Annotated in this window: 23 protein-coding genes and 1 tRNA gene; 11 read left to right on the top strand and 13 right to left on the bottom strand. The window is 61.3% G+C overall.

Annotation, left to right across the window (positions count from 1 at the left end; genetic code table 11):
• Nucleotides 1–10 precede the first annotated feature (10 nt).
• From rplT to cysK, 12 genes are all read right to left on the bottom strand, one after another.
• Nucleotides 11–364 carry a 50S ribosomal protein L20 gene (gene rplT / locus K419_RS0112205; protein WP_012530425.1) on the bottom strand — a complete coding sequence of 118 codons (354 nt, stop codon included), beginning with the start codon at nt 362–364 and terminating at the stop codon, nt 11–13.
• Between the two features lie 192 nt (nt 365–556).
• Nucleotides 557–754 (bottom strand): 50S ribosomal protein L35, encoded by a 198-nt coding sequence (gene rpmI, locus K419_RS0112200; protein WP_012530424.1) that lies wholly within the window; start codon nt 752–754, stop codon nt 557–559.
• Nucleotides 755–781: 27 nt separating this feature from the next.
• Entirely contained in the window at nt 782–1,303 is a 522-nt protein-coding gene (gene infC, locus K419_RS0112195; RefSeq protein WP_012530423.1) for a translation initiation factor IF-3, read from the bottom strand.
• 17 nt (nt 1,304–1,320) lie between these two features.
• Nucleotides 1,321–3,231, bottom strand: coding sequence for a threonine--tRNA ligase (gene thrS / locus K419_RS0112190; RefSeq protein ID WP_026841845.1), 1,911 nt, complete (start codon nt 3,229–3,231; stop codon nt 1,321–1,323).
• A 94-nt stretch (nt 3,232–3,325) separates the two neighbouring features.
• Nucleotides 3,326–3,400 (bottom strand) — tRNA-Val (locus K419_RS0112185).
• Between the two features lie 308 nt (nt 3,401–3,708).
• A complete protein-coding gene (locus tag K419_RS0112180; protein ID WP_226377694.1) occupies nt 3,709–4,716 on the bottom strand; it encodes a glycosyltransferase family 9 protein in 1,008 nt (335 codons plus the stop codon).
• A gap of 500 nt (nt 4,717–5,216) precedes the next feature.
• Nucleotides 5,217–6,746, bottom strand: a complete 1,530-nt coding sequence (locus K419_RS0112175) for a sigma-54-dependent transcriptional regulator (RefSeq protein WP_026841843.1) — start codon at nt 6,744–6,746, stop codon at nt 5,217–5,219.
• A 24-nt stretch (nt 6,747–6,770) separates the two neighbouring features.
• Nucleotides 6,771–8,429, bottom strand: coding sequence for a GAF domain-containing sensor histidine kinase (locus tag K419_RS0112170; protein WP_026841842.1), 1,659 nt, complete (start codon nt 8,427–8,429; stop codon nt 6,771–6,773).
• Nucleotides 8,430–8,458: 29 nt separating this feature from the next.
• Nucleotides 8,459–9,607, bottom strand: a complete 1,149-nt coding sequence (locus K419_RS0112165) for an iron-containing alcohol dehydrogenase (RefSeq protein WP_026841841.1) — start codon at nt 9,605–9,607, stop codon at nt 8,459–8,461.
• A gap of 449 nt (nt 9,608–10,056) precedes the next feature.
• Nucleotides 10,057–10,638: a thermonuclease family protein gene (locus tag K419_RS0112160; RefSeq protein WP_026841840.1), complete on the bottom strand. Its 582-nt coding sequence runs from the start codon at nt 10,636–10,638 to the stop codon at nt 10,057–10,059.
• Nucleotides 10,639–10,722: 84 nt separating this feature from the next.
• On the bottom strand, nt 10,723–11,967 hold the full coding sequence (gene hybB, locus K419_RS0112155) for a Ni/Fe-hydrogenase cytochrome b subunit (protein WP_026841839.1): 1,245 nt from the start codon (nt 11,965–11,967) through the stop codon (nt 10,723–10,725).
• Nucleotides 11,968–12,115: 148 nt separating this feature from the next.
• Nucleotides 12,116–13,069, bottom strand: coding sequence for a cysteine synthase A (cysK, locus tag K419_RS0112150; protein WP_026841838.1), 954 nt, complete (start codon nt 13,067–13,069; stop codon nt 12,116–12,118).
• A gap of 430 nt (nt 13,070–13,499) precedes the next feature.
• Here cysK and K419_RS0112145 point away from each other — a divergent pair, with 430 nt between their 5' ends.
• The 7 genes from K419_RS0112145 to mnmA all read left to right on the top strand — a co-directional run bounded on the left by K419_RS0112145 (nt 13,500) and on the right by mnmA (nt 18,727).
• Nucleotides 13,500–14,753, top strand: coding sequence for an O-acetylhomoserine aminocarboxypropyltransferase/cysteine synthase family protein (locus tag K419_RS0112145; RefSeq protein ID WP_035497206.1), 1,254 nt, complete (start codon nt 13,500–13,502; stop codon nt 14,751–14,753).
• A gap of 54 nt (nt 14,754–14,807) precedes the next feature.
• A complete protein-coding gene (thiS, locus tag K419_RS0112140) occupies nt 14,808–15,020 on the top strand; it encodes a sulfur carrier protein ThiS (protein WP_026841836.1) in 213 nt (70 codons plus the stop codon).
• Nucleotides 15,020–15,832: a HesA/MoeB/ThiF family protein gene (locus K419_RS0112135; RefSeq protein WP_026841835.1), complete on the top strand. Its 813-nt coding sequence runs from the start codon at nt 15,020–15,022 to the stop codon at nt 15,830–15,832. Before thiS ends, K419_RS0112135 begins: the two co-directional genes overlap by 1 nt.
• 1 nt (nt 15,833) lies before the next feature.
• Nucleotides 15,834–16,232, top strand: a complete 399-nt coding sequence (locus K419_RS0112130; protein WP_026841834.1) for a M67 family metallopeptidase — start codon at nt 15,834–15,836, stop codon at nt 16,230–16,232.
• Between the two features lie 45 nt (nt 16,233–16,277).
• Nucleotides 16,278–17,222 carry a 4Fe-4S dicluster domain-containing protein gene (locus K419_RS0112125; protein WP_026841833.1) on the top strand — a complete coding sequence of 315 codons (945 nt, stop codon included), beginning with the start codon at nt 16,278–16,280 and terminating at the stop codon, nt 17,220–17,222.
• A gap of 16 nt (nt 17,223–17,238) precedes the next feature.
• Nucleotides 17,239–17,463, top strand: coding sequence for a sulfurtransferase TusA family protein (locus tag K419_RS0112120; protein ID WP_026841832.1), 225 nt, complete (start codon nt 17,239–17,241; stop codon nt 17,461–17,463).
• Nucleotides 17,464–17,605: 142 nt separating this feature from the next.
• Nucleotides 17,606–18,727 carry a tRNA 2-thiouridine(34) synthase MnmA gene (gene mnmA, locus K419_RS22020; protein WP_051293009.1) on the top strand — a complete coding sequence of 374 codons (1,122 nt, stop codon included), beginning with the start codon at nt 17,606–17,608 and terminating at the stop codon, nt 18,725–18,727.
• Between the two features lie 34 nt (nt 18,728–18,761).
• Here mnmA and K419_RS0112110 read toward each other — a convergent pair whose 3' ends face one another.
• Nucleotides 18,762–19,538, bottom strand: a complete 777-nt coding sequence (locus K419_RS0112110) for a tyrosine-protein phosphatase (protein WP_026841831.1) — start codon at nt 19,536–19,538, stop codon at nt 18,762–18,764.
• Between the two features lie 211 nt (nt 19,539–19,749).
• On the opposite strand from K419_RS0112110, the gene K419_RS0112105 reads away from it, so the two are divergent.
• The 4 genes from K419_RS0112105 to K419_RS0112090 are packed head-to-tail and all read left to right on the top strand — an operon-like array spanning nt 19,750 to nt 23,582.
• Nucleotides 19,750–20,727 carry a 4Fe-4S dicluster domain-containing protein gene (locus K419_RS0112105; RefSeq protein ID WP_026841830.1) on the top strand — a complete coding sequence of 326 codons (978 nt, stop codon included), beginning with the start codon at nt 19,750–19,752 and terminating at the stop codon, nt 20,725–20,727.
• On the top strand, nt 20,724–21,575 hold the full coding sequence (locus K419_RS0112100) for an FAD/NAD(P)-binding protein (protein WP_026841829.1): 852 nt from the start codon (nt 20,724–20,726) through the stop codon (nt 21,573–21,575). Before K419_RS0112105 ends, K419_RS0112100 begins: the two co-directional genes overlap by 4 nt.
• Nucleotides 21,572–22,327: an NADH-quinone oxidoreductase subunit B family protein gene (locus K419_RS0112095; RefSeq protein ID WP_026841828.1), complete on the top strand. Its 756-nt coding sequence runs from the start codon at nt 21,572–21,574 to the stop codon at nt 22,325–22,327. The genes K419_RS0112100 and K419_RS0112095 overlap by 4 nt, the downstream gene beginning before the upstream one ends.
• The gene (locus K419_RS0112090; RefSeq protein ID WP_026841827.1) at nt 22,311–23,582 is read left to right on the top strand and encodes a Ni/Fe hydrogenase subunit alpha; all 1,272 of its coding nucleotides are present in this window, start codon (nt 22,311–22,313) and stop codon (nt 23,580–23,582) included. The genes K419_RS0112095 and K419_RS0112090 overlap by 17 nt, the downstream gene beginning before the upstream one ends.
• The last annotated feature ends 108 nt before the right edge of the window (nt 23,583–23,690 follow it).

The raw sequence follows: 23,690 nt of genomic DNA, 5'->3' as shown, positions 1-23,690 counted from the left end.
GCGGTATGTATTAAAATTTTGCTTTGGCTGCCGCCGCGATTGCCGCGAAACCGTTCGGATCGGAAACGGCCAGGTCGGCCATCACTTTCCGGTCGATTTCTACATTGGCAAGCTTGAGACCGTGGATCAGTTTGCTGTAGGAGAGACCGTTGATCCTCGCTGCTGCGTTGATCCTGGTGATCCAGAGAGCCCTGAAGTCCCGCTTTTTCACCCTTCTGTCCCTGAACGCGTAGTTCAGTGCGCGGTCCACCGCTTCGGTGGCGCTCCTGAACAATTTGCTCCTGGCGCCGCGGTAACCCTTGGCAAGTTTCAATACCTTGTTTCTTCTCTGTCTCGCTTTAAAACCGCGCTTTACTCTTGGCATACATACTCCTTCTGGTTTTTAAATTAGCCGGATCCGCAAGGGGAGACGTTTCCTCACGGTTCTCGGACTTGGTAAACCCGGGGCTGGGGGCTGGGAACTCCGCCCCCGTCCAGGTTATTAGCTATTTAGTCTCCGGTTCTAGTCTCTAGGTTAGGTGTTGCCAGCCCCTAGGTCCTAGTCCCTACCCCCTGGTTACTTGTAGGGGATGAGGCAGCTGATGTTCTTGTGGTCGGAAGCTGCGACGATACCACCCTTACGGAGGTTGCGCTTGTTCTTCCTGGTCTTCGAGGTCAGGATGTGGCTGGTGAAAGCGTGGGCCATCTTGATTTTGCCTGTGCCGGTCTTGCTGAAACGCTTGGCGGCGCCCCTATGGGTCTTCATTTTAGGCATTGTTTTACTACTCCTTTGTGGTGGTGTTTATTTTGCTTTTACTTTGGGGGCCACAATCATGAACATGCTGCGGCCTTCCATTTTCTGCCTTACCTCGACCAGAGCTATGTCGGCGAGTTCGGATGCGAATTTTTCCAAAGCGGCCATACCCAGTTCCTGGTGCGTGATCTCGCGTCCGCGGAAGACGACGGTGATCTTCGCCTTGTTCCCCTCTTCCAGGAAGCGGCGCACGTGCTTCACCTTGAACTCCAGGTCGTGCGTGTCGGTCTTGGGACGGAGCTTTACTTCTTTGAGCTCGACCTGAACCTGCTTTTTCTTGGCCTCGGCCAGTTTCTTGGCCTGCTGATATTTGAATTTGCCGTAATCCATGATACGGCAGACGGGGGGAACGGCTGTCGGCGAAACCTCTACCAGGTCCAGTTGCTGGCTCTCGGCCAGCGCCAAGGCCTCCCGAAGCGGAAGAATACCAAGCTGCTCACTTTCGGCACCTACTACCCTTACCTCTTTGGCCCTGATGGTCTGATTGATGTTGACTGTAGGTTTAGCTATGACGCCACCTCCTATTGTTATTTATAACTTTTGACTTCGTTTTCGATAAAGGAAACGAACTGCTCCGGGGTCATGGACTCGAGGTTCTTGCCGTCGCGGAAACGCGGCGCCAGCATGCCGCTCTCGACTTCCTTGTCCCCCACAACCAGCATGTACGGTATCTTCTGGAGCTGGGCTTCGCGGATCTTGAAGCCGAGCTTCTCGTTTCTGAAATCCTTCTGCACCCTTATCCCGGCCGCGCGCAGCTTGTCGAACGCTGCCTGCGCGTACGGAATCTGGTTGTCGGTGACCGTAACGATGGTCGCCTGAACCGGTGCCAGCCAAGTCGGGAAGTTTCCAGCGAAATGTTCGATGAGGACACCGATGAAGCGTTCGATGGCACCCAGAATAACCCTGTGCACCATGACGGGGCGCTTTTTTTCACCGTCTGCGTCGACATAGGTGAGATCGAAACGCTCCGGGAGGGTAAAATCGCACTGGATTGTAGCACATTGCCATCTTCTGTCAAGCGCGTCACGCAGCTTGATGTCGATCTTGGGACCGTAGAATGCGCCGTCACCCTCGTTGATTTCGTAGGGGCGACCGGAATCCTTGAGCGCGTTCAACAAAGCGTTGGTGGCGAGCTCCCAGGCGTCGTCGGAACCGATCGACTTCTCGGGACGGGTGGAAAGCTCCATCTCGAACTCGAAGCCGAAGATACCCATCACCTCGGTGACGAACTGGATGACCCCTTTGATCTCGGCATCGAGCTGCTCCGGGGTGCAGAGGATATGGGCGTCGTCCTGGGTGAAACCGCGCACGCGCAGAAGGCCGTGCAAAACGCCCGCGCGCTCATGGCGGTGCACCGTGCCGAGCTCGAAATAACGCAGCGGCAGGTCGCGGTAAGAGCGAAGCTGCGAGCGGTAGATCATCATGTGGGCCAGGCAGTTCATCGGCTTCACGCCGTAGCTCTGCTCGTCCACCGTGGTGAAATACATGTTCTCGCGGTAGTTCTCGTAGTGCCCGGAGCGCTGCCAGAGTTCGGTCTTGAGGATCTGCGGCCCCAGGACGATGTCGTAGCCGCGCTTTAAGTGTTCCTTCCTCTCGAAGTCCTCGAGGATGGTGCGCAGCATGGCCCCTTTGGGGTGCCATATCACGAGCCCTGCGCCGACCTCGTCGTTGAAGGAGAAGAGGTCCAGTTCGCGGCCGAGCTTGCGGTGGTCGCGCTTTTTCGCCTCTTCAATCCTGGCGAGGTAGGCTTCCAGCTCTTTCTTGTCGCCGAAGGCGGTGCCGTAGACGCGCTGCAGCATGGGGCGCTTCTCGTCGCCGCGCCAGTAGGCGCCGGCTATGGAGGTGAGCTTGAAGGCCTTGATGAAAGAGGTCTTGGGAAGATGCGGCCCGCGGCAGAGGTCGACGAAATCGCCCTGGCTGTAAAGCGAAACCTTGTCGGCCCCCAGGTCCTCGATCAGTTCGACCTTGTAGTTCTCACCCATCCCCTTGAAGAGGGTGATGGCATCGGCGCTGGTGAGCTCCTTGCGCTCGATCTTGAGATCGGCCTTGGCGAGCTCGCGCATCTTTTCTTCTATCTTCTCGAGGTCTTCCGGAGTGAAGGGGTGGTCGACGTCGAAGTCGTAGTAAAAACCGGTCTCGATGGCGGGACCGATGGTCACCTTAGCCTGCGGGAAGAGCGCCTTTACGGCCTGCGCCATAAGGTGCGAGGTGGAGTGCCTGATGATCTCCAGCGCCTCGGGGCTTTTCTCGGTGATGATCTCGACACGCGCGCCGTCGGCAAGAGGCGTATTGAGGTCGACCAGGTTGCCGTCGATCTTTCCGGCGATGGCCGCCTTGGCAAGCCCCGCTCCGATGGATGCGGCAAGATCGAAAATGGAGGCACCTGCAGGCAAGGGTCTTTGGGAACCATCCGGTAGCGTGACGTTTATCTCGTTCATGCAAAGCCCCTTTTGAAAAATCGTTAAGACAAACAGAAAGAGGCATCGAAACTCGATGCCTCCGTCGAACCTCGTACTGAAGGTCTCTTTTGATTGGTAGGCGCGGGCGGTTTCGAACCGCCGACCCCTAGCGTGTCGAGCTAGTGCTCTACCCCTGAGCTACGCGCCTGTTTGCTGCTGTGGAACTCGGACTTTGTACCAATTCACCAAAACAAAGTCAAGGTTTTTTGTCTGATATAAACGAATTTTTCTCATTGGAGTAACTATTCCAGCGACACCGGAAAGGTCCCGCGGTGCAAGCGTCCGTTTTAGCGCCACTTACAGTTTTCGAACAGACAAAGTCTTGGCCTCGTTCCGAAGGTCCACCTTGGGAGCGCCATGCCCGGTGTGAAGCTCCAGCTTCTCTCCTGGCGGCAAGCTGGAGCTTGCTTTTGCCTTGGGTTCCCAAGCTGGAGCTTGGGAACCAGGGAAGGAAAGTCAGGGGGAGACCTGGTCTTCCCACAGCTTCAGCAGCGCCTCGGTCACTTCGGACGGCGCGGCGTCGAGGCAGCGCGCGCCGGTGCCGCAGCGGACGGTTCCGTACCTGGAACAGGGAGCACAGGAAAGGGACGAAGAAAATGCCGTGTGCCGCTCGCCCTTGGGGGCCCACTTGGCCGTGTCGCTGGGGCCGAAAAGCGAAACGGTCGCGGTGCCAAGCCCAGCGGCGATGTGCAAAAGCCCTGAGTCGCCGCTTAAAAGGACCCGCGCCTCGGCGAGGACAGCGGCGCTTTCCATGAGCCCCCCCTTCCCCGCCAGGTTCAGGGCAAGACCACCGCGGGCAATGAAGTCGCCCGAGGCGCGAGCGTCGTCGGCGCCGACCACCACCACCGCTATCCCCGCCGCGGTTAAGCTCTCCGCCACCTGCCGGAAGTTCTCCCTCCCCCATTGCTTCTCGGGTACGCTAGCTCCGGGGAAAATGGCGACGAACTCCTTCCCCGCCAGCGGGGCCAAGAGCCGCCGCGCCCCTTCCTTCGCCCCGGCGGGGAGTTGGAGGAAGGGAGCCGCAGATTCCTTGGGGGGCTGCACCTCCAGCGGGGCCAGGAGCTTGAAGAAGGAGATGAGTTCGTAGTCCTGCAATGGGTAAGGCACGGGGTCGGTGAAGAGCCTCCCCCGGTCGTTGGTGGAAAACCCGATGGAGCGCAGGGCGCCGACCAGCCTCGCGATCACGGCGGAGAGGCGGTACCACTGCTCGGTGTCGACCACCACGTCGAAAGAGGTGCGGAGCAAAGCCGCTAGGTCGGAGAGGGAATCGTAGCGGTACACCCGGTTCAGCCCGGGGCACATGAGAAAGGCTGCGGCGTTGCGGCTTTCGGCGAGAACGTCGATGCGGCAGCCGGGGAAAGCTTTTTGCAGCGCCGTCAGCGCCGGGATCAGGAGGACCGCGTCGCCGATGCCGCCGGGACGGATGACCAGGAAACTTCGGGGGGAAATGGAGGAATCCGGCAACCCCCTTTTGGGAGGGTTGTTCGTAAAGTTCCGGGGAACTTCGGGTCCCCTCCCCCTCTGGGGGAGGGACAGGGTGAGGGAGACGCCACGAAGACAAGACTTTGGCTGGGGCACCGCCCTCACCCCCGCCCCTCTCCCAAAGGGCAAGGGGAGACAGGCGCAGCAAACCTTCGCGGGTGAACATAATCTGGTCCCCCCCGAATTTTTCAATGAACTTTTGGGAAGGAGCCGGATAAGCGTGGGGCCGACCGCAGCGTCGAGTCGTTTCAACAGGATTGCCTTCAATACTGCGCCCTCCAGAACCAGAACCCGGCGCCGTTGGATAAGGCCGGAGCGGGTTCATCTATACAGAAAAAGCCGGCTTTTTGCAACGCCGGCTTTTTTCCGCCAACCCAAGGAGGTTCATCGAAGAATACCGGGGAAAGCCGCTCTTAGCCCCCCTCCCCTTGCGGGAGGGGGGCTATTATCACCGCAATCCCGGAAGAGCCCCCCTGGAGCGGCTACCTTCCCGGCAGCCCCAGCTCCTTGATCTTTCTGTAGAGGGTGTTGCGGGCTATCCCCAGCGCCCTCGCGGCCTCGGTGATGTTGCCGTCGTACTGCGCCAGCGCTTCCTTGATGGTTTCGGCTTCGGAATCCTTCAGCGCGTGCAGGGCCGGAACGATCTTCTTTTTGCGCATAACGCCGAGGAGGTTGGACTGCGCCTGGCGCAACGAATCCAGAAGCCGGTTCAGCTCCTCGGCATCCAGCCGCTCCAGCTCTTCAGCGCTGTCGCAATGATCCAGGAGGGTCGCCTGCAGCCTGCTGCGGTCCGGTTGCTGGATTGCTTTCGCCGCACTCCCCCGCTCCGGCGCCGTTGGTCCCGCGAGAAAGGTCCCTCCCAGGTGCTCGGGAAGAATGGTGTCCCCGTTGCAGATCACCACGGCCCGCCTCATCACGTTGGCCAGCTCCCGGATGTTCCCGGGCCAGGCGTACCCCTGCAGCATGCGCACGGTTCCCGCGGCAAGCTTCAGTTCGCGGTTTATCTGGTGCACGAAATGCTCGGCCAAAAGCGGGATGTCCTCGGAGCGGGCACTAAGAGAAGGGATCTCCAGCCGCACCACGTTCAGGCGGTAAAAGAGGTCCTCGCGGAAGCTCTTCTCGGCGATCGCCTGCTCCAGGTCCACGTTGGTCGCGGCTATCACCCTGACGTCGGTCTTGATGGGGCGCTCCCCCCCTACCCTCATGAACTCGCCGGTTTCCAGGACGCGCAAAAGCTTGACCTGGATCTGCGGCGTCGCGTCCCCGATCTCGTCCAAGAGGAGCGTCCCGTTGTTGGCGAGCTCGAAGATGCCGCGGCGGGTCTGGTTGGCGCCGGTGAAGGCGCCCTTTTCGTGCCCGAAGAGCTCGCTCTCCAGGAGGTTCTCGGGGAGCGCGCCGCAGTTGACCGGGATGAAGGGCTGCCCGGCGCGGCAGGAGGCGGCGTGGATGAAGCGGGCCAGCACCTCTTTTCCGGTGCCGGTCTTCCCCTGGATCAGGACGCTGATGTCCTTGCCGGCGACCTTGTAGGCGAGCGAGACCATCCTCTTCATGGAGGGGGAACTCCCGACCCTGAAACCTACCCCCTGGGCCACTTCGGCCCACTCGTCGTGGGAGTTGTCCCCTCGCAGGAGGCTCGCGCCGGAACCTGCGGCCCTGCCGACCAGCTGCTCGATCTGGTCGATGTCATCGAAGGGCTTTTCCAGGTATTCGTAGGCGCCGAGCTGCATGGCGGCGACCGCCGTCTTGACGGTGGAGTACCCGGTCATGATGATGACCTCGCAGGCGGGCTGCCGCGACTTGATGATCTCCAGCAGGGTGATGCCGTCGGTGTCGGGGAGCTTCAGGTCCACTAGCGCCACGCTGAACTGCGCGGCCTCCAACGCGGAGAGCGCCTCGGGCTCGCTGGCGGCGGTGACAACCTGGTACCCCTTGCGCGACAAAAGCCGGCTGAAAAAGGTGCAGACATCCCTCTCGTCGTCGATGATAAGTACACTTGTCGGTGAATCCGTCATGGTCGCTCCAATATATGTGTCTGCTTACTGCTGGTCGACGGGAAGAATCAACCTGAAACAGCTCCCCTGCCCAAGTTCGGTGTCGACCTCGATGCGGCCGTTGTGGGACTCCGCTATGCCGAGGCTCACCGACAGGCCGAGCCCGGTCCCCTTGGAGGCCTCTTTGCTGGTGTAGAAAGGGGTGAAGATCTTGGAGAGATTTTCCTTCGCGATGCCGACGCCGTTGTCGGCGACGCTTAAAACGGCAAAGCGCCGCTCCCCCTCGACCCGAAGCACGGTGGAGACCTCGATGACCTTCTCCTTCCCTTCCACCTCCATCAGGGCGTCTCGCGCATTGATGAGGAAGTTCGTCAGCACCTGCTGGATCTGCGGCCCGTTCGCGTTCATCATCGGTATGTCGCGGTCGAAATGCTCGAAGATGGCGATCTGGCTGCGGTTGATCTGGTACTGGATCATGTCGAGCACCCGCTCCACCTCGGCGTTCAGGTCGATCGCCATGACCGGGACCTGGTCCTGGCGCGAGAAGGTAAGGAGGTTCTGGATGATCCTCTTGCAGCGCAGGCCGCAGTTGATGATGTCGGACAAGGCCTCGGCGCCTTCGGAATCCCCTTCCTGCTGCATCTCCCTGGCGAGCATCTGCGCGGTCCCGATGATCACGGTCATTGGGCTGTTCAGCTCGTGCGCCACCCCCGCCGCCATGACGCCAAGCGCCACCATCTTGGCAGACTGCACCAGTTGGGCCTCCATCTTCAGCCTCTTGGTGACGTCCTTCATGATGATGGTGACCGCGGAGAGCTGTTTCTCCTCGTTGAAGACCGGGTAGTAGGACATATCCAGGCACTCGCCCTGCGGGGTGTTCCACTGCTGGAATACGGGGTTGCCGGTCTCTTTGATTTCCTGGATGGGGCAGTTGCGGCAGGGCTCGCTCTCGCCTCGCATCTTCGCGAAGCACTTCTGGCTGATGGAACTGTTCCACATCTCGGCCATGCCGGGAGGAAGACGGTCGTTGTGCAAAAGCACGTTGTAATCGGTATCGATCAGAAAGATGGGGTCGGTCACGGCCTTGAAGGTCGCCTCCCATTCCTTCTTGGCGCGGGAAACCTGCTTGTAGAGCCGCGCGTTCTGCATGCTGATGGCGAGTTGGTCGGCCAAGTGCTGCACGAAGTTCAGCTCCGCCCCCTCGTAGGCGGATTCGAGCGCGCTTCCCAAAAGCAACAGCCCGTTGACCGAGGAGCGCTCGAAAAGCGGCGCCGCGGCCAGGGAGCGCAGCCCCAGGGGATGTTCGGCTGCGATCTGGGCGAAGCAAAGGGGGTCGTCGGCCGGGTCGTAGCTGGTCGCCCCCTTGTCCCGGAATGCGTCCCAGAGGACGGACTGCTTGGGGATGAAACCGAGCGTGGAAAATTCCCTGGGAGCGACCGCGATCAGCTTCAACTTGCCGTCGCTCAACTTCGCCAGCCCAAGGAAGTCGCAGGGGAGCGCCTCGGGGAGCTTTTTGAACACCCTTTCGATGATGTCGCCGATGGACATGTCGATGTTCATGTCGCGCGTGAGCTGCTGCAGGATCTCCAGGCGGCTGTTTTGCTTCAATACGTCCTGGTTTCTCTTTTTGAGCTCGACGTAGTAGTTGAGCTTGGAGGAATCGACCCCCGTCAACTGCTCCAGCAGTTTGCCCCTGTTCTTCACGTTCGTTTCCTTCGCGGCCTCGGCCGCACTTACATGGCGTTGCGGTAGATCTCCTCGATCTGCTCTCTGGTGGCGCTGCGCGGGTTGGTGAGGAGGCAGGCGTCCTTGGTGGCGTTTTCGCTCAGAAGCGGGATGAACTCCTCCCTGAGCCCCAGTTCGGAGAGCCCCTGGTCCAGCCCGATCTCGGCGATGAGGGCCTTAACCGCATCGATGGAGCGCTCGGCCGCGGCCATAAGCTCGAGACCGGTCACGTCCTCGCCCATGGCGACGGCGATGTCGCGGAAGCGCTCCGGGCACGCCTGCAAGTTGAAGCGCATCACGTGCGGCAGGATGGAAGCGTTGGTTTCGCCGTGGTGCTGGTCGAGCAGACCGTCCACCTGGTGCGTCATGGCGTGGGCGGCCCCCAGGATGGCGTTGGAAAAGGCGAGCCCCGCGGTGAGGCTGGCCATGGCCATGTTGGTGTTGGCGTCCATGTCGCTGCGCACGGCCACCGCCCTTCTCAGGTTCTTCGAGATGAGCTGGATCGCCTTCAGTGCGTGTATGTCGGTCAAAGGGGTTGCCGCCAGCGATACGTAGGACTCGATGCCGTGGGTGAGCGCATCGACCCCGGTGGCAGCCGCCAGTTTCGCGTCCTTGGTCTTCAGAAGTTCCGGATCGACGATGGCGATGTCAGGGATGAGCGACCTGGAGATGATCGACATCTTCAACTTTCTTTTGGTGTCGACGATGATGGTGAACTGGCTCACCTCCGAGCCAGCGCCGGCGGTGCTGGGGACGATGACCATCGGGGGGAGCGGCACGCTGATCTTGTTGACCCCCTCGTAATCCTGCAGCTTCCCGCCGTTGGAGGCGATGGTGGCGATCGCCTTGGCAACGTCGGTGGGGCTCCCTCCTCCGACGGAGACGATGCCGTCGCATCCGGAAGAGAGGTACTTCGCCGTCCCCTCAGTCACCTCGCGGTCCTTCGGGTTGGTGGTGAGGCTGGAGAAGATCACCGTTTCAAGCCCTGCGGCGCGCAGGTATTCCACGGCCTGGTCCACCCACCCGGCGGAGATGACGTGGTCGTCGCTCACCATGAACACCTTGGAAACGCCCAGGCGGACCACGCTCTCACCGATCTGGCTCAAAGAGCCCCGCCCGAAGATGATTTCAGGCGCTACAAACTTGCTTATTTCCATTTTCGACTCCCTAAAGCGGTGTTGCATCCGTCGCTATTGTGTTTACATCTGGCAAGATCGGTACCAACCTCGGGGTGCCGGCGACGGCGCGGCAATATTTTTAATGAAGACCAAAGGTAACATCTTGAATACAAAATGATGAGACGGTTTTTTACACCATAGGGGCGAAACCGCCTACAACGCACTTGCCACCTGCTTCTGCCCCGGTAACGCCCGCGCTATTTCGAGACAACTGTCACCAAATGTAACAGATAAGCGTATCGAAATGGAACAGTTAAAACCGGGCCAGGCGGAATGGTGACTGTAAGGTCCCGTTTTTTCTTCCGCCGGCACCAGCCGACGGCACGGGTGGTACCTCAGTGCTGCGGCCGGAGTCCAGGGGGACGGCATTTTCTATTCAGCTGTAAACACGGCATTAAATTGCAGGGAGGACGTGCTGGAGGGGGTGGTCAGTTCTGCTTGGGCCGAATCTTTATCTGCGGCTTGAAGTTCCAGGGGGGCTGCGGGTTTTCCTGGGCCCAGAGCCCGTTTTTCCTGTTACGCGCTACGCGCTCGGCGGTCATGTAGCGGGGATGGTCGACCCTGCTCAAAAACCTGCTGTCCGCCCAGGCCCAACCGTCGCCCAGCATCTCCATGTTGATATTGCGGCCGTCGAGATACACCACCGCTACGGCGATCTGCGTGGGGTCCATCTTGGAAACCAATGTGCTGCGGATCACCACCTTGACCTGCTGGTGCAGCACCTTGATCGAGAGGGCCCGGAAGGCATCCTCGGCGTAAGGCTGCCCCGGTTTGTACCAGCCGGTGAACTTGTCCACCTTGGCGGTCTGGGGCGCGGCAATCCCGTAGAGCCGGACCGGGATCTCGGTGCCGAAGGAATTGACCGTGAGCCGGTCACCTTCGGCGACTCCGATCACGAGCCCTTCAAGGACGCTGACATGATGGGGTGAAGGGGGCTGCGCGTGTACCGGCAGGGCCAGAAAAATGAGGCAGGACGAGCATAGAGCGATGATGCGGCTGGCGGTTCTCAAAAAGCCCCTCCTTTCTCGGCGCGAACGGCGTCGTGGTGCGTTTCCGCGCGCCATGTTAACAAAAGTGCCACCGCAAAGCAATCTTCAATACCCTGCGCTCTCGGCGGGAATGGGCGGAAGCAACTTGATGAGCACCTGGTAGGCAAGAATTTCGAGCGAGACGATCCCGGCCGAGATGGTAACTTCCGCGAAGGAAGGAAAGTAATGCCAGCCATTGCCGGGGTTGAAGCCGATCAGGTAGACGTTGAAGCGGTAGAGGCCGCCCCCCAGGAGCATCATGCTTGCGGAGATGAAGAGCCGGCGGGGAGACTGCCGCTTGCGGCGGTTGAAAAGCGGCGCGGAACCGATGGTCATCAGGAAGCACTCGGCCAGGAAGAAGACGGAGTAGAAATCCCCGTGGAAGACCGCCTCGATCTGTCCGCGGTTCACCAGATCCCCGAGCCGCACCACAAGCCACGCGCCGGAAAGCCAGGGGATGAGGGCGGCAGCGGCGGCGAGCTCGGCGCTTCTGAAGGGACGGGCCTGGACGAAGCTGGCGAGGATCGATTCGAAGACCACGATGGCGTAGCCGATGTAGATGCAGTTGATCAGGAAAAGAAGCGGCAAAAAGGGGCCGTGCCAAAGAGGATGCAGCTTGGTCGAGGCGATGAGCATCAGGGAGCCGAGCGCGGACTGGTGCATGGTGGGGAGCACGATACCCGCCAGTGCGATGAGGATCAGGAGTTGGTTGATCCTGCGGCGCAAGAGCCAGGTGGGAACGGCACCGCTCTCCGGGGAAACCTGCACCATCCCGCGCGCCTTAAGGAAATTGAACAAAAGCGTACGGAGCGAGGTCGGGTTGCCGCGCCCAAGCATAGGGACGATGGCGGGTAGATACTCGATCACCTCGGCCACCAGGTATCCGGCGGCGCAAAGGGTGAGTTCGAAAAAGGCTGAGTTCGGTTGCCAGCTGGTCGGGGCGAAGAAGCCATGGGCGTTCCAGGGGCGCCCTATCTCGACCACGATGGAGGAGGCAGCCAGGAAGGCGCCGAAGAGGCTGGTGAGGATGGCGGACTTCACCAGGGAATGGTAAGCGCCGCGGTGCATGAGGTAGCTCAAAAGGGCGACGGCGAAACCGCCGCAGGTGACCGCGGTGCCGATCGCCACATCGTAGGCGACCCAGATACCCCAGGGATAGCCGTCGCTCAGGTTGGAGACGGCCCCGATCCCCTTGACGAAACGGACCCCGATGAAGAAGAGGCCGGCAAGCGACAGGAACAAAAGGACGAAAAACGGCTTGGTAAAAAGCGGCCCCCTTGCCGGGTCCGTTCTTTGGCTGTCGGTGCTCATGGATCCCCCGCCTCATGAAACGAAAACAGCGAGCAGTTTAAGGGGAGAGCGTGCGGGGTGTCAACCCCTTCCGGGAAAACGGACCCTGGACGTAAAAAGGCCCCGGGGAAACCGGGGCCTCTGTCGATGCTTTTCAGCCAGGAAAGTATCAGGCTTCTTCGAAGAGTGCGGTGGAGAGATAGCGCTCGGCGAGGTCGGGGAGCACCACCACGATGGTCTTGCCGGCGAATTCCTGCAGGTTGGCCAACCGCACGGCGGCGGCAACCGCGGCGCCGCTGGAGATGCCGACCAAAAGCCCCTCTTCCTTGGTAAGGCGCTTGGCGAACTCCAGGGCCTCGTTGCTGTCGATCTGCTCGACCCGGTCGATGACGGAGAGGTCGAGGGTATCGGGAATGAAACCGGCCCCGATCCCCTGGATCTTGTGCGGGCCGGGCTTGAGCTCCTGGCCGGCAAGCTTCTGGGTGATTACCGGGCTTTCCTTGGGCTCGACCGCAACCGCGACGACCTGCTTCCCCTTGGTCTGCTTGAGATAGCGTGCGATCCCGGAGATGGTGCCGCCGGTACCTACGCCGGCGACGACGACGTCGACGGCGCCGTCGGTGTCGGCCCAGATTTCCGGGCCGGTGGTTTTCTCGTGAATGGCGGGGTTAGCCGGGTTCTTGAACTGCTGCGGCAGGAAGTAGCGCGCCGGATCGGAAGCCGCGATCTCCTCGGCCTTGGCCACGGCCCCCTTCATCCCGGCGGAACCCGGGGTAAGGATCAGGTTCGCCCCCAATGCCGCCAGCACCCTGCGGCGCTCGATGCTCATGGTCTCAGGCATGGTGAGGGTCAGCTTGTAACCGCGGGCCGCAGCCACGTAGGCAAGCGCTATGCCCGTGTTGCCGCTGGTCGGCTCGACGATCTCCACCCCAGGCTTCAGTACGCCACGCTCCTCGGCATCCCAGATCATGTTGGCACCGATGCGGCACTTTACCGAGTAGGCGGGGTTGCGCCCCTCGACCTTGGCGAGCACGGTCGCCTTGGCCCCCTTGGTTACATGGTTCAGCCGCACCAGCGGCGTGTTGCCAATGGACTGGGAGTTGTCTAGGTAGATACGGGACATGGCGAATTCTCCTTTCGGTCGTGATTTGCGTAACGCCTCAATATCTGACGGCGGATGGTAACATGACTCGTATTTTTATATTTATCCTGCAACACTGTCAACTATTTTTTTTGCATTCTTGATCGTACAACTTTGTTTAGGACAAACTGCGCCCGTTGCTGAGGAAGAACGCGCCTCATATCGCACTCTTGTGAGCTTGAACCAGGCTCGAATGCGCCGGATTCGCGGCCAAACCTCTCCATATGGGAAATTTGATTTACCACCTCAACGGTGTATAAAAAAGAAATAATTTCTTGACAAGTACGGTATCAAATATTACCCTCCCCGCACTACTGTTCCACTCAACAGTGCTACAGTATCCGCCGGCCTGTCCGATTTGCCCTGGAATTCCCGTGGCATCGGCAGCTAAAGATGGCATTTTGGAGGGGTTGTGGGAGAGAAAGAAAAGAAGCTGAGATTCGACACGAAACTGATCCACGGCGGCACCTCGCCCGGGCCCTCCGGCGCCACCAAGACCCCGATAGTACAGGCATCCGCCTTCGCCTACGACACAGCGGAAGAGCTGGAAGACATCTTCAGGGGAAGAGCCGTAGGCCAGGTGTACACGAGGATAGGCAACCCCACCGTGGACACCTTGGAAAAGAGGCTGGCCGCGATCGAGGACGGCATCGCCGCCGTCGTCACCTCTTCGGGCATGGCGGCGATCACCACCGCGGTCATGGCCGTTGTCAGAAGCGGCGACGAGGTCCTCTCCTCCTCCTCGCTTTTCGGGGGCACCTACTCGCTGTTCCACGACACCCTGGCCAATTTCGGGATCGAAACCCGCTTCGTGGATCCCGTCGACCTTGCCGCGGTCGAGGCTGGGATCAGCGAAAAAACCCGACTGATCTTCGTGGAAACCATCGGCAACCCGAAGATGGACGTTCCCGACATAGCGGCTTTCGCAGCCATCGCGAAGAAGCACGGCATCCCGCTCATGGTCGACGCCACCGTTTCCACGCCGTATCTCGCGCGATCGAAGGAACTTGGCGCCGACATCATCGTCCATTCCACCAGCAAGTACATCAACGGCACAGCCAACTCCATAGGCGGCGCCATCATAGACGCCGGGAGCTTCAACTGGCAGAACGCGAAGTTCCCGCACTTCGAGCAGTTTTACCGCAAGTACCGCAGCTTCGCCTTCACGGCACGGGTCCGCAAACTGATCCACAAGGATTTCGGCGCCTGCGCCGCGCCGCTTAACTCCTTCCTTTTGGGCGAAGGGCTGGAGACGCTGGCCCTGCGCATGGAGCGGCACTGCTCCAACGCCCTCCAGGTGGCCCGCTTCCTTCAGGCGCACGAAAAGGTCGCTTGGGTCAACTACCCCGGCCTCAACGACTCCCCCTTCCACGAGGTGGCAAAGCGCCAGTTCAACGGCCGCTTCGGCGGGCTCCTTACCTTCGGGCTCGCGGACAGGGCCGCAGCGTTCCGGGTGATCAACAACCTGCGGCTGGCCAAGAACCTCGCCAACATCGGCGACACCAAAACCCTGGTAATCCATCCGGCAAGTACCATCTGCGCCGATTACACCCCCGAGGTGAAGGCGCTCATGGGCGTGAGCGAGGAGCAGGTCAGGGTCTCGGTGGGGATCGAGGACATCGAGGATATCCTTGAGGATTTCGCGGCCGCGCTGGAAAAGGCCTGAGGGAAAACCTGTTCTTTACCAATTATCTATGATACTAAACAAGGAGCGATCTTAATGAATCTTACAGTCAACGGCAAACCAGCCAGCATCGCAGAGGAAAACCCGGTCCCGGTAAGCCAGCTGCTCGAACTTTTGCGGGTGGAACAGCGCGAATACGTCACCGTCGAACTGAACGGCGACATCCTGGACCGCGGCGACTTCGACGGCGCAACTGTGAAAGACGGCGACAACGTGGAATTTCTCTATTTCATGGGTGGAGGTAGATAGTGAAGCTCAGCGAAGAACAGATCACCCGCTACTCCCGGCACATCCTTTTGAAGGAAGTTGGCGGGAAGGGGCAGAAGAAGCTGCTTGAGGGGCGCGTGCTCATCATCGGGGCCGGCGGCCTCGGTTCCCCGATTGCCCTGTACCTGGCGGCAGCCGGTGTCGGCACCATCGGCATCGCGGACGCCGACGAGGTGGACCTCTCCAACCTGCAGCGCCAGGTCATCCACACCACCCCCGACGTCGGTAAGGCTAAGGTGCTCTCGGCCAAGGAAACGATGCTGGCGATCAACCCGGAACTCACGGTGAACACCTATGAGACCTGGGTTTCCGCCGAGAACATCGCCGGCATGATCGCCGACTACGATTTCATCATCGACGGCACCGACAACTTCGCGGCGAAGTTCCTCATCAACGACGCCTGCGTCCTCGCCGGCAAGCCCTACTCCCACGGCGGGATCCTGCAATTCGACGGGCAGACCATGACGATCAAGCCGGGGGAGTCCCCTTGCTACCGCTGCATCTTCCCGGAGCCTCCCCCGAAGGACGTGATACCGACCTGCTCGCGGGCAGGGGTCATCGGGGTGCTGCCCGGGGTGCTCGGCACGCTCCAGGCGACCGAGGCGATCAAGTACCTCCTGGGAGCGGGGGATCTTTTGACCGGGCGCCTGCTTACCTACAACGCCCTCAGGATGCGCTTCAGGGAAATTCCGGTGAAGAAAAGCGCCAAGTGCCCGATCTGCGGCGACCACCCCACCATCACCGAGCTGAAGGACGAGCTCGAAGCCATGACCGTCTGCGACCTAGGGCACTGACATGGTCGAGATCCCCAAAGAGATACTGGCGGCGGTGATAAGCCACGCGCAGAGCGGGTTTCCGCTGGAGGTCTGCGGCATCCTGGGCGGCAACGGCAAGGTGGTCGCGAGCCACCACCCGATGACAAACACCGACGCCAGCAACGACCATTTCATGATGGACCCGAAGGAGCAGTTCGCCGTGGTCAAGGCGCTGCGGGCCAGCGGTGAAGAGATGCTGGTGATCTACCACTCGCACCCCGAGTCCCCCGCCCGCCCCTCCCAGGAGGACATACGGCTGGCGCTGACCCCCAACGTCCACCACCTGATCGTGTCGCTTGAGGCACGGGACAAGCCGGTCGCCAAGGTGTTCCGCATCAATGGCGGCGTGGTCGAACCGGTGGAGATCGTGGTAGCGTGATAAACATCAAGCGTTTTTATGATTTTTAGTCCTTAGGAGAGAAACGTGGCAGAGCAGAAAATAGACCTGAAAAATCTGAAGGCCGGCGGCTTTATCAAGGAGCGCGGCAAGGACATGTTCACAGTGCGTCTGCGCGTGCCCGGCGGCAGGATGTCGGTGGACCGCCTGGCGAAGATCGCGGCGGTGGCGCAGAAATACGGCAAAGGGTTCGTCCACCTTTCCGTGCGTCAATCCATCGAACTGATCAACATCAACTTCACCGATTTCGACGCGGTGGTAGCCGAACTGGGCGAGGAACAACAGAAGGTCGCCTCCTGCGGCGCGCGCGTCCGGGTCCCTACGGCCTGCGGCGGCTGCGAATATAACCCCAACGGCCTGGTCGATACCCAGAAGTCGGCGCTCGAGGTCGACGAGAAGCTCTTCGGCACCGTCACCGGCCACCATAAGTTCAAGGTCGGCTTCGCCGGCTGCCCCTTTGACTGCCCCAAGTCCGCCACCAACGACGTCGGCCTCCAGGGCGCCGTGTGGCCCGTGCTCGACGCCTCCGGCTGCATCAGCTGCGGCCTCTGCGCCAAGTCCTGCACCGAGGGGGCGCTCACCATGGGCGCGGACAACAAACCTGTCTTCGACACCGCCAAATGCATTTACTGTGGCGACTGTATCAAGGTCTGCCCGACCGGCGCTTGGAAAGCCGAGAAGAAAGGTTACACCGCGCGCATCGGCGGCAAATGGGGACGGCGCCCGCTGGTGGGAACCGTGTACGCCACCTTCCTCCCGGAAGATCGGGTCGTCGACTTCATCGGGTCCGTCCTTGCCTGGTACCAGGAGAAGGCCGAAGGCGCAGGACGTGTCAGGATCGGCGATATCATCCTGCGCGAGGGGAACCAGTCGATTCTCGACCATCTGCGCAAAGGGTTCCCCGAGGTCGTCGTAGCCAGCACCATCGACCCGCAGGTCATCAACACCCAGCTGCCGCTGGGTAAGCCCTAGAAGCCCGGAGAGAAAAATGGAAACCATAGATTTACGCGGCGTCTCCTGCCCCACCAACTTCGTTAAGGCTAAACTGGAGCTGGAAGATATCGAAGCCGGGACCACGGTGGAATTTCTTCTGGACGACGGCGAGCCGGTAAAGAACGTTCCCCGCAGCCTCAAGGATGAAGGGCACAAGCTCCTCGGGCTCAAAGAGGTGGACGGCTACTACGTGCTGACTCTGGAAAAAGTGGAAGAGTGATTTCGAACAGAGGCAACTGAACCAAATTGAACAGGGATAAAGGGGATGGATGGGATGGCGCCAAGGCGGCTATTCCCGCATCCCCTTTATCCGTGTTGCAGCAGTTGGTTTTCCAGCTGCAGCTCGGGAGAAGCTTTAATAAATGAGCGATAACTCAGTGAAAAAACGGATACTGGTGGCAATGAGCGGCGGCGTGGATTCATCGGTAACCGCGGCGCTCTTGAAGGAACAGGGACACGACGTGATGGGGGTGTCGCTGCAGCTTTACGAGCGCCCGGAATCGACCAAGAGCGGCGGAAAGACCTGCTGCTCGCTCACCGACGTGATGGACGCGGCCAGGGTCGCTAAAAGGCTCGGCATCCCCTTCGAGGTCGTCGACCTGAGGGAGCGTTTCAAGGAGTTGGTGATCGACAACTTCACCGCCGAGTATGCCTCCGGCAGGACCCCCAACCCCTGCGCCCGCTGCAACGAAAGGATCAAGTTCGGCCTGCTGCTGGAGATGGCCGCCTCCTTTGGCGCGGATCTCCTCGCCACCGGGCACTACGCGCGGATAGAGCAGGATGCCGATGGTACCTACCAGTTGCTGAAAGGGCTCGATCCCGGCAAAGACCAGAGCTACTTCCTTTTCGGGATGAATCAGGAGCAGCTCTCCCGCATCATCTTTCCGGTGGGAAACCTGGAAAAGCGCGTGGTGCGCGAGCACGCGGCACGCTTCAACCTTCCGGTGGCCCAAAAGCAGGAAAGCCAGGAGATCTGCTTCATTCCCGACAACGACTACGTCAGGTTCCTGGAGGAAGCGGGAGTTAGGCCCGAGGCCGGCGACATCGTGGACAAAAGCGGCAACAAGCTCGGGAGCCACGTCGGCATCCACAAGTACACCATCGGACAGCGGCGCGGCCTGGGGATCGCCTGGAAGGAGCCGCTCTACGTCACGGCGATAGACGGCGCTGCCTCGCGCGTCGTAGTGGGCCCGGAGGAAGATCTGAAGAGAGGGGGGCTCGTCGCCGAGGAACTGACTTGGACGGACAAGCCCATCAGCGGCACCTTTAACGGCAGCTGCAGTATCCGCTACCGGATGCAGCCGGTCCCCTGCTCCGCGCGGCTTATCGAAGACGGACGCATGCAGGTGGAGTTCGAGACCCCGCAGCGCGCTGTCACCCCGGGGCAGGCAGTCGTCCTTTACCAGGGCGATAAAGTCATAGGCGGCGGCTGGATAGGTTATGGGTGTCACCACCTGGATGGTCGGCGCGGTGTAGTTGCATAGCGCATAGCTGCAAATTGTGAAGGGAACTTGAGGGCTATGACTTGAGGGTTTTGCCTGCGAACAGTTCCGCAGCTGCGGCAGCACCGATCTCGGCGGCTATGGCCTCGCTGCCGGCGGCGAGCATCTCGGGGAGTTTTTCCGATCTGTGGGCGTCACTCCCCAGGCAATCATAGATTCCTTCCCTCAGGAACAGCAGCGCGTGGTCCCGGACTTCCTTGCCGTAGATGCCGGCGAAGCTGCCGAGATTTCCCTGAAACCGGCACCCTGAACGCTTCAGGATGCGGACGAGGAGATCCTCGCACTCAGGCTCCTTGGCTTTTCCAAGGATGCGGCTGAAGGCGCTGCGGAATCCGCCGCTGCCGGGGGTGGCGGGAGCGAAGGCGGCGCACCTCTCGGGGTGGGCGATGAGGGGTTGCCTGCCGCGGGTTATAAGCTGCGACAGCATGACGGTAAGCATCTCGGACCCACCCCGGAACGGGACTTCCACCAGCATGGTCTTGCCGGCTCCGAAGCAAAGGGCATCGGGAAGTAGTTCAGGGAGGAACTCGTCAAGGTAGTGCTCGGTTCCTGCGATAAGCTGCAGCCCTATCCCCGCCTCTTGCAACAAGCACTGCAGTATCTCCGTGGTTCGGGTGACGCGGGTCGGGTCGTTTTCAAAGCCCCCCTTGATCCAGTGGGGAGTGCAGTGCACGGTGGCAAAGCCGAAGTCATAGAGGATGCGGGCCATCTCCAGAGATTCATCGAGATCGGTGGCGCCGTCGTCAAGGGAGGGAAGCAGGTGGCAGTGGTAATCGATCATCACTTTTTCCATGGACATTCTCTAGCATTAAAGGGGTCTCAAGTCAAAACCATTCGCCAAAGAGAAGGTCTCGAAAAATCTGAGAGAAAAGCAGCTTGAGTTAAAACATCCGGCTGTCCCCTGAGGTTCTCCGATTTTCTCCGGGGCTAACGGTTTGTAGTCATTGCGGGGTTGCCATTGAAAACCTCCTCGGTAGAATTGTGCTTTGTGCGCCGGAGGGGAAATGGCCAAAACAACGTTAAAAAACATACATTTATCTCACTTTCTGGAACTCCTCCGCCTCTTCGGCGAACTCCATGGGCCGGTACTCTCGGACCAGGGGGTTTTCTCCTTCGCACCGCTTGCCTCAGCCTCCGACCTGCAGCTCAATTACTCTAGAACGCAGATTCCCCCCAAGAAATACCTGCTCCCCTTCCGGGAGGAGATCCTGCATTACCAAAAGGGAGCCTACCGGCAAGCTGTCCCGTACGGCTCCGAGACCGTCCTCTTCGGCGTTCACCCCTGCGACCTCGACGCCATGGCCTACCTGGACCGGGTCTTCCTCGCCGAAGCCGCTGACTCCTGCTACGCGACCCGGCGCGCGAACCTCACCCTGGTAGGGCTCTCCTGCCGCCCGGACGATTTCTGCTTCTGCTCGGGACCACGGGAGAGCGCCGCCTGCGATCTCTTCCTGCAGGCCGGCGAGGACGGTTTTAGCCTCACGGCCCGCAGCGCCAAGGGGGAAGCGATAACCGCCGCGGCAGCCGATCTCCTGGTCGAAACGGAAAAAGAGATAGAGCCCCCCGCCTGCGGGTCGTGCAATGTGCTCCCCCAGGACCCGCAGCTGCGCTTCTCCGCCCATCCGCTTTGGGTGAAATTCGCCGAGGCCTGCGTTTCCTGCGGCGCCTGTTCAGTCTGCTGCCCCACCTGCTACTGCTTCGACTTAAGGGAATATCCCTCCCTTTCCGGCGGCGCAGAGAGGGTGCGCGAGTGGGACAACTGCCTTTTCGTTACCCACGGCGAAGTGGCGGGGGGAAACTTCCGGGCCACCAGGCTGGAGCGGCTTCGTTACCGCTTCCTGCACAAGTACTGCGGTTTCACCCCCTTAACCGGGATAACCTCATGCGTTGGTTGCGGCCGCTGCAAGGAATTCTGCCCGGTCGGCATCGACCTGCGCGAGCTGTTCCAGGATCTCCCCCTCGATTGCGGGAGGACGCCATGACCCTCCTGGCAAACCATCCGGACACCCCCTTCGCGGCCAAGCTTTTGCAGCGGCGCCAGCTCTCGGAGGACACTGCGCTCTTCACCGTCGCTCCGGAAGCCGCTGCGCTTCCCTCCCTTTCCAGATTCATCCCCGGGCAGTTCGTCCAGCTCTCGGTTCCCGGCGCGGGCGAAATTCCGATCTCGCCCGCCGATCTCGCCCACGAAGACGGCACCGTGGATCTCTGCGTGCGCCGGGTGGGGCACGTGACCGATGCGCTGCACCAGGCGCCGGAAGGAAGCACGCTGGGGCTCCGCGGCCCGTTCGGCGCCGGCTTTCCCCTGGCGGAAATGACAGGGCACCCGGTGCTCCTCTTGGCGGGAGGGCTCGGCATCGCGCCGCTGCGCTCCCTGCTGCTGCACCTGTTGCAAAACGGCGAGCGCTTCGGGGAGATCACGCTGATGTACGGCGCGAAAAAGCCCACGCTGATGCTCTTTCGCGAAGAACTGGCGGAACTCGCCGCGCGCGGTGGGCTGCGGCTCTACCTGACGGTCGATTTCGCGCCCGAGGAGCCTTGGGGCGGCTTCTCCTGCGCCGTCGGGCTCCTCCCCGACCTCTTGAAGGGGTTCAGCTTCGACGCCGCCAACAGCTACGCCGCCATATGCGGCCCCCCCGCCCTCTACCGCTGCCTGGGCGCCGACCTGGAAAGGGCCGGCGTCGCGCCGCAGCGGATCCTTTTGAGCCTGGAGCGCAGGATGCGCTGCGGCATCGGGCGCTGCTGCCATTGCGCGCTGGGGCAGAAACTTTGTTGCGTGGACGGCCCCGTCTTCCGGCTCAGCGAGCTGAAAGAGATACCGGAGGCGCTATGAACCGCCCAAGGCTTGCCATAGCCGGGCTCACCGCCTGCTCGGGGTGCCAGCTGACCCTTCTCAACTGCGAGGAGGAGTTGGCCGAGGTGGCCGCCCGTTTCGATCTGGTCTCCTTTCCCATGGCGGAGAGCGTCGAGGGGGGAGCGCCCTTCGACGCGGCGATAGTGGAGGGTGCGGTCTCAACTCCGGGCGACTTGGCCAACCTGTTCCGGCTGAGGAATTCCAGCAGGCTTTTGGTGGCCCTTGGCACCTGCGCCATCTTCGGCGGGGTGGCGGCCATGAACAACGGGGTCTCGACGAGAGAAGAACTGGTCGCAGCCGTCTACGGAGATGGGGAGAAGACAGTGGAGAGCTTCGCCCCCGCCCCGCTTACCAACTTCGTAAGCGTCGACTTCTCCATCACCGGCTGCCCCCCGGAAAAGCAAGAGGTCATGGCCCTACTCTGCGCCCTTCTTAATGGAACGCTCCCCCCGCTCGCTACCTACCCGGTCTGCACCGAGTGCCGCAGCAGGGAAAACCTCTGCCTGCTCTTGGAGCGAAAGGAGCTTTGCCTCGGCCCGATCATCCAGGGGGGGTGCAACGCAAGATGCCCGGCGACGGGGATAGTCTGCGAAGGTTGCCGGGGACCGGTGCGCGAGGCGAACGTGGCGCAGGAGTTGGAGCTGTTGTTGGAGCGCGGGTTTGGCAGGAAGGAAATCGAGCGCAGGATGAGCCGATTCAAGCCGGAGTGGGACTATGGGCAGCGTCGTTGAGTTGAACCTGGCCCGGGTGGAGGGTCACGGCAGCGTCAAGGTCTACCGCCAGGGGTCGCGCGTGGAGCGGGTGGAGCTATGCCTCGCCGATTCCCCGCGCCTCTTCGAGGCGCTCCTGGTCGGCAAGAGCTATCTGGAAGTGCCGGAGATCATCTGCCGCATCTGCTCTCTTTGCTCGACGGTGCACAAGGTGACCGCCCTCCTGGCGGTGGAGAACGCCTTTGGGGTGGAAGTCTCGTGGGCGACGGCCCTGACCCGCGAGCTCATCATGCAGGGGGGAATGATCCAGGACCACGCGCTGCACCTGTACTGCCTGCTCCTTCCTGACCTTCTCGGCGTGCCGGGAGTGACCGGGCTGGCCCAGAAGGCGCCCGAACTACTGAAGACGGGACTTGGCATCAAGAGGGTCGGCAACATGATCCAGGAGACGGTCGGCGGCCGCCTGATCCACCCGGTCAACATCCGGCTGGGTGGGCTGGGGCAGAGGGTGAGCAAAAAGGAACTGCTGCGCCTGCGCCATGAGCTTGAGTCGGTCCTTCCCGCCTGCCGCGACGCCTACCGGCTCTTCCGCACCCCCTTCCCTTTCCCGGAACTCCCGTCCCCGAACGCGCTGGCGGTGGACCCAGGCGGCGACGGCCGTTCCGCCGCCATCCGATGCCGCATGGGCGGAGGGGAATCCTTCGCCGTCTCCGGGTACCGCGAGGCGATCAAAGAAAGCGTCCTCCCCCACTCCAACGCCAAATATTCAAAGGTGATGGAAAAAGAAGCCACGGTGGGCGCGCTGGCCAGGCTCTCCCTCGGCGTCCGCCTCAGCGCGCAGGCTCAGGGCGTGTTCGACGAGGTAAAGCACGAGATCCTCGGCAGGGACATCCGGGGCAACACCCTGGCACAGGCAATCGAGCTTTGTGACGCAGCTGAGCGCGCGATAGAACTCATCGACCGACTTCTCGAAAAAGGCCAGGGTTCCCCCGACGACGTCGGACCGGTCCTGCGCGCGGGGAGAGGGAGCGCCGCCTGCGAGGCGCCACGCGGCCTGCTGATCCACAGTTACGACTTCGACTCGGACGGCATCTGCACCGAAGCCGACGTCGTCACCCCCACCGCCTTGAACCAGGGGGCCATGGCGCGCGACCTGCTGGCGCTGGCGCGGGGAATGGAGGGGGAAGAGACGAAAAAGATGACCACGGCGCTGGAGCGCCTGATCAGGTGCTACGACCCCTGCATCTCGTGTGCGGTGCACGTGCTGAAGCTCTGACAGGGGCTCACGGTGCTACTTGCACAGCGTCTGCGACACTGGCATTGCATGCCGTCGCTGCCGCTTCACGTGATGAGGCTGCAACGTTTATTGCCACCGCAACTCTCA

The organism is Citrifermentans bremense R1, from assembly GCF_000426865.1.
Taxonomy (GTDB): Bacteria; Desulfobacterota; Desulfuromonadia; order Geobacterales; family Geobacteraceae; genus Geomonas; species Geomonas bremensis.
This window is presented reverse-complemented; position numbering and strand designations above follow the sequence as displayed.

What these genes read in the sequence shown, in the direction of transcription:
- rplT (WP_012530425.1), bottom strand. Translation starts at nt 364, where the DNA reads ATGCCAAGAGTAAAGCGCGGTTTTAAAGCGAGACAGAGAAGAAACAAG.
- rpmI (WP_012530424.1), bottom strand. Translation starts at nt 754, where the DNA reads ATGCCTAAAATGAAGACCCATAGGGGCGCCGCCAAGCGTTTCAGCAAG.
- thrS (WP_026841845.1), bottom strand. Translation starts at nt 3,231, where the DNA reads ATGAACGAGATAAACGTCACGCTACCGGATGGTTCCCAAAGACCCTTG.
- K419_RS0112175 (WP_026841843.1), bottom strand. Translation starts at nt 6,746, where the DNA reads ATGACGGATTCACCGACAAGTGTACTTATCATCGACGACGAGAGGGAT.
- K419_RS0112165 (WP_026841841.1), bottom strand. Translation starts at nt 9,607, where the DNA reads ATGGAAATAAGCAAGTTTGTAGCGCCTGAAATCATCTTCGGGCGGGGC.
- hybB (WP_026841839.1), bottom strand. Translation starts at nt 11,967, where the DNA reads ATGAGCACCGACAGCCAAAGAACGGACCCGGCAAGGGGGCCGCTTTTT.
- cysK (WP_026841838.1), bottom strand. Translation starts at nt 13,069, where the DNA reads ATGTCCCGTATCTACCTAGACAACTCCCAGTCCATTGGCAACACGCCG.
- thiS (WP_026841836.1), top strand. Translation starts at nt 14,808, where the DNA reads ATGAATCTTACAGTCAACGGCAAACCAGCCAGCATCGCAGAGGAAAAC.
- K419_RS0112130 (WP_026841834.1), top strand. Translation starts at nt 15,834, where the DNA reads ATGGTCGAGATCCCCAAAGAGATACTGGCGGCGGTGATAAGCCACGCG.
- K419_RS0112120 (WP_026841832.1), top strand. Translation starts at nt 17,239, where the DNA reads ATGGAAACCATAGATTTACGCGGCGTCTCCTGCCCCACCAACTTCGTT.
- mnmA (WP_051293009.1), top strand. Translation starts at nt 17,606, where the DNA reads ATGAGCGATAACTCAGTGAAAAAACGGATACTGGTGGCAATGAGCGGC.
- K419_RS0112110 (WP_026841831.1), bottom strand. Translation starts at nt 19,538, where the DNA reads ATGGAAAAAGTGATGATCGATTACCACTGCCACCTGCTTCCCTCCCTT.
- K419_RS0112105 (WP_026841830.1), top strand. Translation starts at nt 19,750, where the DNA reads ATGGCCAAAACAACGTTAAAAAACATACATTTATCTCACTTTCTGGAA.
- K419_RS0112100 (WP_026841829.1), top strand. Translation starts at nt 20,724, where the DNA reads ATGACCCTCCTGGCAAACCATCCGGACACCCCCTTCGCGGCCAAGCTT.
- K419_RS0112095 (WP_026841828.1), top strand. Translation starts at nt 21,572, where the DNA reads ATGAACCGCCCAAGGCTTGCCATAGCCGGGCTCACCGCCTGCTCGGGG.
- K419_RS0112090 (WP_026841827.1), top strand. Translation starts at nt 22,311, where the DNA reads ATGGGCAGCGTCGTTGAGTTGAACCTGGCCCGGGTGGAGGGTCACGGC.